The organism is Archangium sp., assembly GCF_036388035.1.
In the GTDB taxonomy this organism is placed as follows: domain Bacteria; phylum Myxococcota; class Myxococcia; order Myxococcales; family Myxococcaceae; genus Archangium.
In genome coordinates this window covers 20913-32559 of record NZ_DASVSO010000128.1, presented here as the reverse complement: position 1 = coordinate 32559, position 11647 = coordinate 20913, and the positions used below count along the sequence as shown (strand labels likewise).

10 protein-coding genes are annotated in these 11647 nt (G+C 68.9%); 4 read left to right on the top strand and 6 right to left on the bottom strand.

The window, feature by feature from the left end:
• The first annotated feature begins 310 nt into the window (after window positions 1-310).
• Both VF697_RS05755 and VF697_RS05750 read left to right on the top strand, forming a co-directional pair.
• Entirely contained in the window at window positions 311-3496 is a 3186-nt protein-coding gene (locus VF697_RS05755) for a CHAT domain-containing tetratricopeptide repeat protein (RefSeq protein ID WP_331092479.1), read from the top strand.
• Between the two features lie 236 nt (window positions 3497-3732).
• Window positions 3733-4794 (top strand): ADYC domain-containing protein, encoded by a 1062-nt coding sequence (locus VF697_RS05750; RefSeq protein WP_331092478.1) that lies wholly within the window; start codon window positions 3733-3735, stop codon window positions 4792-4794.
• 89 nt (window positions 4795-4883) lie between these two features.
• Here the strand turns inward: VF697_RS05750 and VF697_RS05745 are convergent, their stop codons facing one another.
• The 6 genes from VF697_RS05745 to VF697_RS05720 all read right to left on the bottom strand — a co-directional run bounded on the left by VF697_RS05745 (window position 4884) and on the right by VF697_RS05720 (window position 10565).
• The gene (locus VF697_RS05745) at window positions 4884-5267 is read right to left on the bottom strand and encodes a VOC family protein (RefSeq protein WP_331092477.1); all 384 of its coding nucleotides are present in this window, start codon (window positions 5265-5267) and stop codon (window positions 4884-4886) included.
• A gap of 5 nt (window positions 5268-5272) precedes the next feature.
• A complete protein-coding gene (locus VF697_RS05740) occupies window positions 5273-5689 on the bottom strand; it encodes a hypothetical protein (RefSeq protein WP_331092476.1) in 417 nt (138 codons plus the stop codon).
• 97 nt (window positions 5690-5786) lie between these two features.
• A complete protein-coding gene (locus VF697_RS05735) occupies window positions 5787-6590 on the bottom strand; it encodes a hypothetical protein (protein WP_331092475.1) in 804 nt (267 codons plus the stop codon).
• A gap of 87 nt (window positions 6591-6677) precedes the next feature.
• The gene (locus VF697_RS05730) at window positions 6678-7403 is read right to left on the bottom strand and encodes a hypothetical protein (protein WP_331092474.1); all 726 of its coding nucleotides are present in this window, start codon (window positions 7401-7403) and stop codon (window positions 6678-6680) included.
• 96 nt (window positions 7404-7499) lie between these two features.
• Window positions 7500-9785 carry a glutamine amidotransferase gene (locus VF697_RS05725; protein ID WP_331092473.1) on the bottom strand — a complete coding sequence of 762 codons (2286 nt, stop codon included), beginning with the start codon at window positions 9783-9785 and terminating at the stop codon, window positions 7500-7502.
• Between the two features lie 21 nt (window positions 9786-9806).
• Window positions 9807-10565 (bottom strand): DUF4159 domain-containing protein, encoded by a 759-nt coding sequence (locus tag VF697_RS05720; RefSeq protein ID WP_331092472.1) that lies wholly within the window; start codon window positions 10563-10565, stop codon window positions 9807-9809.
• A gap of 55 nt (window positions 10566-10620) precedes the next feature.
• Here VF697_RS05720 and VF697_RS05715 point away from each other — a divergent pair, with 55 nt between their 5' ends.
• Both VF697_RS05715 and VF697_RS05710 read left to right on the top strand, forming a co-directional pair.
• A complete protein-coding gene (locus tag VF697_RS05715) occupies window positions 10621-10881 on the top strand; it encodes a molecular chaperone DnaJ (protein WP_331092471.1) in 261 nt (86 codons plus the stop codon).
• Between the two features lie 9 nt (window positions 10882-10890).
• Window positions 10891-11592: a hypothetical protein gene (locus tag VF697_RS05710; protein ID WP_331092470.1), complete on the top strand. Its 702-nt coding sequence runs from the start codon at window positions 10891-10893 to the stop codon at window positions 11590-11592.
• Window positions 11593-11647 lie beyond the last annotated feature (55 nt).

The window sequence follows — 11647 nt, the reverse complement described above, 5'->3', positions numbered from 1 at the left end:
CCTTACCTCGGAGGCCAGTCTTTGGCTCCTTGGTATGCATCAAGTTGCCACCGGCGCGGGAGGGATGCCGTGAGGAGCTTCACAGCGACCGAGTGAACCGCCGCACAGAGGTGGTGGGCTTGCCCCCGTTACGTGCCTCTCCCGTAGTTTGTGTGAATCCGGGGTGCATGCGAACAGTTGCCAGAGTGAAGCTCGCTCGCTCGCTCGCTCGCCGCACCTGAACCCAAAAAACCGGGGCAGGCTCAGTGGCACGCATGAACTAGCTTCGGGACCCACACCTCAGGGGATAGAGTAATATAGAGTAATCCTGATGACTTCCTGCGGCTTGAAGCGAGAAGGCTGGTGGATGCTGATGGTGGTGCTCTGCTGTGCCACGAGCGCGGCGGCCAACGAGGCCAGCGCAGATGCGCGGTTGGAGGAGGCGCAGACGGCGTTTGAGGAGGCGGCCGGGCTAGAGAAGGAGGGCAAGTACGCAGAGGCCATTGCGAAGGGAGAACAAGCCCTGGCGCTCAGGGAAGCGGTGCTGGGCAGCACCCACCTGGAGGTGGCTGCTTGCCTCAACCAGGTGGGCAACCTCCATCGCAAGCAGGGAAACCATGGCCGCTCAGAGCCGCTGCTCCAGCGCGCTCTGGCCCTTCGGCAAGATGCCCTGGGGGAGCATCCCCTTGTCGCCGAGTCGCTCCGCAACCTCTCCACCCTCTACTGGGTCCAGACGTTGTATGACCGGGCAGAGCAGTACTGTCAGCGGGCGCTGGCCATTCGAGAGGCCACGCTTGGTAAGCACCACCCCGACGTCGCCGACTCGCTCAACAACCTCGCAAACATCTACAGTGCCCAGGGATTGTATGCCCAGGCCAAGCCGCTCCATCAGCGCGCGCTGGCCATTTGGGAGGCAGTCCTTGGCAAGAACCATCCCCAGGTCGCCTACTCGCTCAACAACCTCGGGGCGATCTACAAGGATCAGGGATTGTATGCCCAGGCCGAGCAGTTCCATCAGCGCGCGTTGGCCATTCGGGAGGCGACCCTCGGCAAGAACCATCCCCACGTTGCCGACTCGCTCAACAACCTCGGGGCGATCTACAAGGACCAGGGATTGTATGCCCAGGCCGAGCAGTTCCATGAGCGCGCGCTGGTCATTCGGGAGGCGACCCTCGGCAAGAGCCATCCCCACGTTGCCGACTCGCTCATCAGCCTCGGAGTAATCTACAAGTACCAAGGGTTGTACGGTCAGGCCGAACCGCTCTATCAGCGCGCGCTCGCCATTAAGGAAGCGGCCCTCGGCCAGCAGCACCGGGATGTCGCCATAACGCTCAACAACCTCGCCAGCCTCTATTTGGAGCAGGGGTTGTACAGCCGGGCCGAGCCTCTGTTTGAGCGCGCGCTCGCCATTTTTGAAGCGACCTTCGGCCAGCAGCACCGGGATGTCGCCATAACGCTCAACAACCTCGCCACCCTCTACAAGGAGCAGGGGTTGTACAGCCGGGCCGAGCCTTTGTATGAGCGCGCGCTGGCCATTTGGGAAGCGGCCTTCGGCAAGCAACACCCTCTTGTCGCCCACTCGCTCAACGGACTCGCCAACCTCTACTTGGAGCAGGGTTTGTACAGCCGAGCCGAGCCTCTGTTTGAGCGCGCGCTTGGCATTCGAGAAACAGCCCTCGGCAAGCAACACCCTCTCGTCGCGGAATCGCTCAAAGGCCTCGCCCTACTCCGCCTCGCCCAGAAGCAACGTGCCCAGGCCCTCCCTCTCCTCTCGCGCGCCTTCAGCATCTCCGAGCGACGCCTGCGCCGGGAGGGACTCGACTTCTCCGAGTCGCGCTTGGCGAGCTTCCTGCAACTTCTCCGCTCCGAGGAGGAAGTCCTCTACTCCCTGCTGCGCGCGTACCCGGGCGATGCCCGCGTCCGCCAGCTGGCCCTCTCCTCCGTCCTGCTGCGCAAGGGTCGCTCCGTCGAGGAGACCGCCAACACCTCCCGCACCATCTACCTCGGCCTGGGTGAGGAGGACCGGAGCACCTTCGAACGGCTGCAGGGCCTGCGCACCCAATTGGCCGCGCTCTCGCACCAGGGCCCCGGCTCCCTCTCCCCCGCTGACTACCAGCAGCGCCTCAAGTCCCTGGCCGAGCAGGGCGACGCCCTGGAAACCCAGCTCGCCAAGCACTCCGCCCCCCTGCGCGCCCTCACCGCGCTCCCTGGCCCCGACCAAATCGTCGAGCGCGTCGCCGCCTCCCTTCCCAAAGACAGCGCCCTCGTCGAGTTCGTCGCCTACAACGACAGCCCACCAGTGCCCAGGCCTGGCACGCCCCAGTCCCAACTCCCCGGCGAACTTCGCTACCTGGCCCTTGTCCTCCTTCCCAACGCCACCCTCCGCACCGTCGACCTCGGACCCGCGCCTGCCATCGACCAGGCCGCCTCCACCTTCCGAGATGCACTGGCCAGCGGCGATGCCGCCTGGCAGCGCCCCGCACAGGCCCTGTACTCCCTGGCCTTCCAGCCCCTGCGGCCTCTGCTCGGCAACGTCCGCCGCCTCTTCCTCGCCCCGGATGGCCAGCTCAACCTCGTGCCCTTCGCCGCCCTCCATGACGGCAAGGGCCCGCTGGTGGACTCCTTCGACTTCACCTACCTCACCTCCGGCAAGGACCTGGTGCCCCGTCCCCAGGACATTCCTCTCTCCCGCTCCCTCGTCGTCCTGGCCGACCCGGACTTTGGCGCCTCACCCTCCTCGGCTCCCGACGCACAGCGACAGCAGCCTGAATCACGGGCCCAGCGCTCCTCCACCGAGCGTTTCTTCTCCACCCTCCGGGCCGACCTCGCCGAGCGCACCTGGGTGCCCCTGCCTGGCACCCGCCAGGAAGCCGAAGCCATCCAACGGCTGCTCCCCCAGGCCCAGCTCCTCCTCGGCGCGGAGGCCACCAAGCAGCGGCTGCTCGAGCTGTCGGCGCCCGGCGTCCTGCACATCGCCACCCACGGCTTCTTCCTCGAGGACTCCGTCACGCCCGAGGGCTCTCGCGCCGTCGGCAGCTTCGGCGCCCTCTCCGGCGCCCCCGCCACCCAGCACCTGCCCGACCCGCTGTTGCGCTCCGGCCTCGTCCTCTCCGGGGCGGCCGCCCAACAGCCCCACTCCCCTGACGGCTCCCTCGTCACCGCGCTGGAGTTGGCGGGCCTGGACCTCTGGGGCACCGAACTCGTCGTCCTCTCCGCATGCGAGACGGGGCGCGGGGACATCAAGCTGGGCCAGGGCGTCTATGGCCTGCGCCGCGCCCTCCTCTCCGCGGGTGCCGAGACGGTGGTGAGCAGCCTGTGGAAGGTCAATGACGATACCACCCGCCAGCTCATGCAGGGCTACTACCGGCACCTGCTGGCCGGCGAGCCCCGCGTCTCGGCCCTGCGCGCCGCCATGCTGGAGTTGCGCCAGGCCCACCCCCACCCCTCCGCCTGGGCCCCCTTCATCGCCCTGGGGCGCGATGCGCCTCTTCGCTCTCTCGCTCCACTCCCCAAGTGACCCTCTCGCTTCCCGCTGGGGCCGCGGCGACCGAGTGCCGCTCATCGGGCGTGACGTCCTCACGGGAGTGCGCGTCCGTGCGCCCTCCGCCCCTCGGCCCTGACTGCCAGGAGTTCCCGGGCGGGCCCGTGCCGAGCTGGTACGAATTCGTGCATAGCCCGCTGAGTGCCTGTGTCTAGCGGAACAGAGGGCAGGGCGCTGGCCTGACGCCACCGTCCCGCCGCTGGAGGAATGCCATGAAGACCGTGATGGGAAAGTCCGTACTCGCCGGGTTGTGCCTCGTCCTCGCCGCGCCGGCGTTCGCCGGCGAGCCGAGCGCCGCCACCCCGCGGAAGTCGAGTCCGGGGCAGGCGGTGGCCCCAGCGACGGAGGCCGAGCGGTATGCGCTGCGTTGCCAGGGCCGCGCACCCAACCGGGACGTGTGGCCCCAGGGCACGATGCTGTGGGGCACGCGGCGGGGGTGGGGAGACCGGCAGGAGCCCGACGAGCGGCGCGGCGTGCTCGTCTCGGTGGACCTGCTCCCGGTGAAGCCAGCGGCCTCCGAGGTGTCGTCGCTGAAGCTGGAGGGGGGGCGGCTGGTGGCCATGCCCGAGGCGTCCAGGAGTCTGGTGGGGACGGTGCTGCGGGGCACGTCGAGCGAAGGCAAGCCGGTGGAGGTGGCGGTGTGCGGAGCGGAGTCCTCGCCAGGAGACGCGGAGCTGGTGTGGTACCGGCTCGAGGCGTGGAATCAGCGGGCCCAGCGGTGGGAGAACCCGTGCGTGGCCACCAACACGGTCCCCGACCCGAGGGCCCTGGCGGTGGGCGGAGTGTGGGACGCGAGCGGGGCGCACCAGGCCGTGGAGGGCAAGTTCACCCTGGCGTGTGAGAATGGCGCCATCACCAAGTGCATCCGCTGGGGCTACAAGCCGTGGGCGAGCCACAACGGGCAGTCGCTGGCCGAGCTGCATCAGGCGTGCACACGCATGGCGCGCGCGGACTACTGCGGCAATGGGCAGAGCCATACGAGCCAGGACACGCCCATCGACATGTATGACAGGCTGGGGGTGCTCGCGCCCACGACGCAGCGCTCGGCGGCGTGGGACCCGGAGCGCGCCTCGTTCGAAGCGGCGTGGGCCGCCGACGGAGCCACCTGCCTGTCACGCACGCGGGACCGGCGCGCGCTGGAGACGGTCATGCAGGAGTGCCCCGGACGTTTCCAGAAGGGCCCGGCGGTGGAGCTGGGGGACGGGGACCGCTGCACGGTTCGGCGCGTGGGGGCGAGCCCCGGGGCGGCGCTGCTGCGCAACCGGGTGTACTGAGCCAGACGCCCTCCTCCCCTCCGGTGATGATTGAGTTCGGGACCGAGCCCGTGGAAGGCACCGGCGAGGTCACTGTGTGGCTACGGGGCTCAGCCCTCGCTGCCGTAGGGGCGGGTGATCACTTCGAGCCAGTGCCCGTTGGGATCGGGGAAGTAGAAGCCGCGCCCGCCCCAGTGGCGGTTGATCTCGCCAGCGCCCGCCCCCGTGGGTTCTGCGTAGATGGGCAGGCCGCGCGCCTTCACGCGGGCGAGGACCTCGTCGAACTCGGCCTCGCTGATGAGGAAGGCGTAGTGCTGCGGGGTGATGGCGGTCGGGGTGTGGATGTAGTCGAGGCTCACGCCGTTCGCCAAGGCCACGACCTCGAAGTGGCCAAAGCGGACCGGCGCGGGGAGTCCGAGGATCTCGGCCAGGAACGTGGCGGAGGCGTGGGGATCCTGAGCAGCCACGATGGTGTGGTTGAGCTGGACGGGCATGGGCCTCAGTCTGCCGCCAGCAGGGGTCCAACGAGCAACCCCTCCGCCGTCTGGGGCTCCCCGAGACTCTGGTGCTGCCCGGTTCCGCTGTAGGGGTACACCAGGAACAGCGAGGAGGCGCGAGTCTCCACCTGGAGGCCAAGACCGGTCTCGCTTCCGGATTCGAGCGTGGTGACGAGTGCGATCGCCCCGACATCGCCCGCGCCAATGCAGCGCTCGAGATGCGCGATGGTGGCATCGAGCAACTCGTCCCATGAGGCGCGTGGCAGTTGGTCCCGAGGAAAACAGGTTCTTGGATTGTCGCCCGCCGGGTCGAGGGTCAGCCCGAACGGGAGCACGGAGCCGTGCTTGCGGAGCAGGAGCAGACCCGCTTCTTTCGCCACGTGCAGCGCCTTCTCCAGCAACTCCTCGTCGTTCCTCATCCAGGAACGATGCCTTCGAGTCACCTCGGGGCGCCATCGAGAAGTACATCGTTTATCGGCTCAGGAGCGCCATGCACTAGACGGGCCCGTGCCAATGCTAATGCCGCCCCAACTCCCTGTCCCAGGCAGCCAACTGCACGGCCACCGTGTATTTGTAAGCGCTGGAGAAATCCTCGAAGTCCTCCAGGGGAAGCGCGCGGAGGCGCTCGCGCAAGAAGTCCGGGTCGCTGAGCACCTCGTGGTGCTTCAAGTCGGTATCTCCCTCCACCAGGACAGGAATCACCCGGAGCACGGCCTCCAGGCAATCCTCTCGGGTAGCGCGAGACATGCGCTCCACCGTCAGGGCCAGGTGCTCGCGGACCGAGGCAGGGCCTCCGGGGCACCAGGCCTCCAGGGTCTTTCGGTAGATGTCCTCCATGAGCTCTTCCAGCGTGTACTTCTTCCCGAACCAGAACGCATAGCGAGGGCCCTGGAGCACGTCCCAGAAGCGGAGCACCGAGGCGAGCCGGTTCGCCATGCGCTCCGCGCTCCGCAGCGGCGGCGGAGACACGGCATGGTAGAGGGCCCCCCACGGAGTGCTCAGGCAGAAGGACTCGAAGGCATTTTCCGTTCGTTGACGCTCCTCCTTCGGGACGCATTCGTCCAAGCTGGAGAAGACGCTGAGGAGCAGGTGCACCCGCCAGCGCGGGCGGGCCCAGTCGAAATCTTCGGCCCCCGAGTGCATCACCAGCACCTCGCCGGACGGCACCTGGCGCATCTGCCGGGGCTGGGGAAAGGTACCGGTCTCGAGGTACTCCCGGGCCCACGAGTGGCCCTCGGCCCTCACCTTGCGGAGGATGGCGGCGGTGGTGCCGTAGAGCCACGCTGGAAACTCGAGCACCGGGGACTGTTCCGGGGTCATAGCCTTTCGCCCTAACACCGTGGCCAGGTGCTCCTCAAGCACCAGACACTTCGCTCGCTCCGAAGGCCGCAGTCGCCTCCCGCCCGTTCAGCGACAGTCCCCAGGCAGGTAGACTTGGCCCTGGAAGCCCTTGGGACGTTCGCCCCCTTCATAGGCAGCCCGGATCGCCTGCTCGGCCAACTCACCGCGCTGTTCTATTTCTTCCTTGGGCAACTCCTCTTCCTTCTGGGCCGCCCGCTCCTTCCAGGAAGCCTGGGGCTGCTTGCGCCGGTAGCTCCAACGGTACAGAGTCACTCCGGGCTCTGGCGTGCGCCAGGACAACTGCCAGAGTGCTCCTCCATTCTCGAATTCGAGGAAGAGCGACCCCTCGAAGCCGGTACCTCCCACGAGCTTCTTGTCAGGCTCAACGGCCTCATTGAGCGCCGCCAGGTAGCGCCCCGCCTGTTCTCTCGCTTCCCTGCGCGACTCCTCATTGTCCGGCTTGAGTTCGAACAGCGTGAGGAGGCGGGTATCGGTGATGTCCGGGCGCAAGCGCCTCACGACCTCCGAAAGACGCTCGGGGTCCCCCAACCTCCCCTCCTTCACAATGTCGACGAGGCTGACGGTGTCGAGGAAGACGACGCTGAGGGGATGCTGTGCACGGTACGCTCTGCCAATGGCGTAATGTGCGGCTCGGCCAAGAAAAGCGCCCCAGGGCTCCCTGGAGCCCGGCTTACGGCCAGGGAGCGAGAAGGAGGGCGGCTCCGCCTGGGCACCGAGGGCCGCTATGAGCACCAGGAGAAAACCCGCCAGCCTCAAGGTGCTCCTTTTCATGTGCAACCTGCTCCTCCCGGTGCGGTGTAAGGCTGGGGAGGGAACCATGAGGGGCTCACATGCAAATGACGACCGTGGGCCTCATCGAGGGGCGGGCTACACGTAGCCGAAGCGGCGGCGCAGGAACCACTCGGCGCCCAGCAGGCCCACCAGCGCCAGCAGGTAGTACCACCGGTCCCACAGCGGCTTGTCCTTCGCCCGGCCCACCTCCACCACCGGCGGGTCCAGCAGCGGCACGTCATCCGGCAGCCCATCCATCGGCAGCCGGTACGCCTTGCCTCCGGTGTACTTGGCGATCTGCTCCATCAGCGCCGGCCGCACCGAGGCGTCCGACAGCTCCGGGCCCACCGCGCGCACCGCTACCGCGTCCTCGCCCTTGCCCAGGTCCGTCTCGCCCTTCTTCGCCGTGGCCACCAGCTTGTACGGGCCCGGTGCCGGCGGAGCGAACTCCAGCCGCACCACGCCGTCCGGCCCCGTCTGCCCCACCTGCTGCGCCACCGGCTTCTGCGTGTCCACCGACACCAGCTCCACCCTCACCTGCGCGTCCTGCGCCGGCTGGTAGTCCGACGTCCTCGACGACACCACCACGCCCACCGGCTTGCCCGGCTCCACCGACGGAGGATCCGCCGTCACGTTCAGCGTCGTCAGGTCCGGGTCTCGCACCAACCAGCGCAGCGCGTTGCCCCAGAACCGGTCGTAGGTGCGGCTGGGCGAGCCCTGCTTGTGCGCCGTGAAGGCCCAGTACCAGCTCGCGTCCGTGGCCAGCACCATCGAGCGGCCCCGGCCGTAGTCCCACACCGCCACCAGCGGCGAGTTCTTCCCGTCCACCGTCATGTGCGGGTGGTCCATCAGCACCGTCGCCCCCGGCTTCGCCCGGGTCTGGTTCGCGCCCGGAATCGCCGGCAGCTCCGCCCACGCCGCCTCCGTGCTCGCCCCTCCCGACACCATCGCCGTCACCGGGTGGCGCATCCCCTCGGGCGTCAGGCGCGCCTTGAAGGACTCGGCGTTGGCCGGGCCCGCGCCCTCCACGGGCAGCGCCTCGAACAGCGTGGGCATGCTCGCGCGGCCCTCGCCCAGCACGGCGTCCCCGCCAATGAGCACCAGCGCTCCACCGTTGTGGACGTAGCGCTCCAGGTTGCGCTCGTACTGCGCGATGGAGAGCGACTGGTCCGCGTAGCCGAAGTTCTGGAAGATGACGACGTCGAAGGTGTCCAGCTTCGTGTCGAAGATCTCCTCCATCGGGAAGGGAATGAGCGACAGCTCGCGCTCCTGGCTCACCACGCCCGGGTCATCCGACATGGTCCGCAGGATGTAGAAGGACACCATGTCCACGTTGGCGTCCTGGCGCAGCAGGCCGCGCAGGTAGCGCTCGTCCCACGAGGGCCGGCCCACCACCAGCAGCACGCGCACGCGGTCGCGAATCACCTTCAGCACGAAGGAGCGGGTGTTGTTGTCCCCCACCGCCTCGTCCGGGAAGACGGGCATGCTCACCGTGTAGACGAAGCGTCCCGTCTGGTCCGGCGTGAAGGTGAAGCCCACCGGCTTCACGTCGTCCGAGGACTCGAAGCGCACGGACTTGCTCGCCACCATCTTGCCTTCCTGCTTCAGCACCACCGGCACGTCCTGGCCCGAGAAGCCCCGGCCGTGCACCTCCACCTCCACGGTGATGGAGTTGCGCACGAAGGCGAAGTCATCCACCTTCACCCGCTCGACGGCCAGGTCCTTCAGCGCCTCCTTGCCCACGAGGAAGGTGGACACCGGCACGTCCAGGTCCGCCAGCGCCGCGCGTGCCCGGCCCACCGCCCCGCCCGCCAGCTCCACGTTGTCCGCGCCGTCACTCACCAGCAGGATGCCGCCCAGCTTCTTCGTGCCCTGCGCCCCCGCGCCCGCCGAGCGCAGCGCCGACAGCAGGTCCGAGGTGCCCGCCCGCGCCGGCTCCTTCGCCAGCGCCTCGGCCGTGGTGGGCGACAGCTCCGGGTCGAAGCCGTACACCTCCACCGTGTAGCGGTCCTGCAGCGCCGCCAGCCCCGGCATGGCCTTCTCCAGGAAGGCGGCCACCTGCGCCGAGCGCGTCATGCCCCCCGGCTCCACCGGGAAGTTCATGGAAGCCGAGCGGTCCACCAGCACCGCCAGCCGGTTCTTCATCCGCGCCACCTGGAGGTTGCGGATGCCCGGCTCGAGCAGGAAGAAGAGCGCCGCCAGCCCCGCGCCCGCGCGCAGCACCCACAGCGGCCAGCGCCGCCAGCGGGAGGGCTCGCGCCGCACGCCCCACGCCGCCAGTCCCACGCCGAGCGCCAGGCCCACGCCCAGCAGCACCAGCGCCCACACGGGCAGCGGCGAGAGGCTGACGAGCTTCCAGGCATTGAAGGGGGTGGTGTCCATGAAGGGGGCGCGGGCCTCGGGTCAGCGACGCTTGTTGAGGATGAGCGGCAGGTGGACGGCGTCGTCCTTGTAGTCCAGGCAGAGGGCGTACATGCAGAGGTTCACCCCGAGCCGGATGGCCAGCTCGCGCTGGGGCTCGCCGCCCGGGGAGACGTCGAACTCGTAGTCGCCCGTCTCGCTCCGGCTCCACGCGCCCGCCACGTCATTCTGCGAGTACATCACCGCCGCGCGCTTGCCGAGGTTGGCCGCCAGCAACTGTGGCTTGTTGAGCAACCGGCCCGGCGCGGAGTCCAGCAGGAAGAAGCTCTTGAAGACGACGTGGGTGGAGGGCACCGCCGCCAGCGGGCTCTGCGGCAGCACGCGCGCCATCTCGCGGCGGAAGCTGGCGTCGAAGCCCTCCCCGTCGCTGCCGTCGTTGGCGTCCGCCAGGAGGAAGCCACCAAAGGTGAGGTAGCGCCGGAGGTTCTCCACCTCCGCGTCGCTGAAGGGCGGAAAGCCCCCGTCCCCGCCCAGGTAGAGGAAGGGGTACTCGAAGAGGTCCGGGCTGGAGAGGGCGAAGGGGCGAGCGTCCGGCACCACCTCCACCGAGGTGCGCCGCTGGAGCTCCCACGCAATGCGTCGGAGTCCGGACAGCCGGGTGTCCCAGCGGCCGCCGTGCCGGGCCACCGCGGGGATGAAGCGGCTCTTCTCTCCAAAGGCGGACGCACGTCCAGCCAGCAGCGGGACGAGCGCCGAGCTGCCGAGCAAGAGGTGTCGACGGCTGAGGGGGCGCGGGGGCATGGGGGTTCTATATACCGTCGACGCGCCCTTGCATTCCCCGCTATAGAGGTCCCCCATGGCGAAAGGCGGACAGACGCCGAAAGACCCTGCCTCCCCCCGGATGCAGGCGGCGTGGAAGCTCAAGGACTCGGGGGACGTGGTCGCGGCGCGCCGTGAGGCCGAACGCATCCTGGCGGACAATCCCAGCCCGGACGACAAGGCCCAGGCCGAGGAGTTGCTGCGCCGAGGCGTCACCCCCCCCGTCCTCTACAGCTTCGCGGCCCTGGCCGCCTTCATCCTCGTGCTGCTCGTGGTGCTCGCCGCCACGCGCTACTAGGGGCTCGTCGTGGAAGCGTACCTCCAGGCCCTCAAGGCCTACCAGACCTTCAATCCCTCCGGCTGGGTGGCCATCTACCGGCTGCTCCCCATGTGGGCCGGCCTCGTGTCCTGCGCGGTGGGGCTCACCCTGCTGCTCTTCGGCGGCGGGCGACTCTTCCGCTTGATCGCCGGCCCCATGGGCGCGCTCATCGGCCTGGGCTGGACGGGCATGCTGACGGCGAAGCTCGGCCTCCCCCTGGACCCTCGCCTGCCCACGGCCGCCGCCGCGCTGCTCGCGCTGGTGGGCTTCCTCTTCCCCCCGGCCGTCATCTACGTCGGCGTGGGCGTCCCCGTGGGGCTGCTCGGCGGGGAGATCGCCGGGCCCTCCGACTATCTGATCGGCTTCGTCCCGGGCTTCATCCTCGGGGGCGTGGTGGCGGTGGTGCTGCACCGGCCGGTGTCGGCCATCCTCGCCTCCGCCCTGGGCGCATGGCTGCTCGTCATCGGCGCGCTGGCGGCCCTGCACCCCTTCACCGGCATGGTCACCGCCATGGCCCGCCAGCCCTGGGGACTCATCATCGCCGCTGGCCTGTTCGCACTGGCGGGCAGCGTCTACCAGATCGCCGTCCGACCCTCGCCCGAGGAGGCCGAGCGTCAGCAGGCCGAGCGTCAGCGGTTGAAGGAGCGGAAGGCCGAGCAGCGGGCGTTGGAGAAGCGCTGGGGCGCCTGACGGGGCGACGACCAGGCAGAGCGTCAACCTTTACCTCCACGGGGGCCGCGCATAC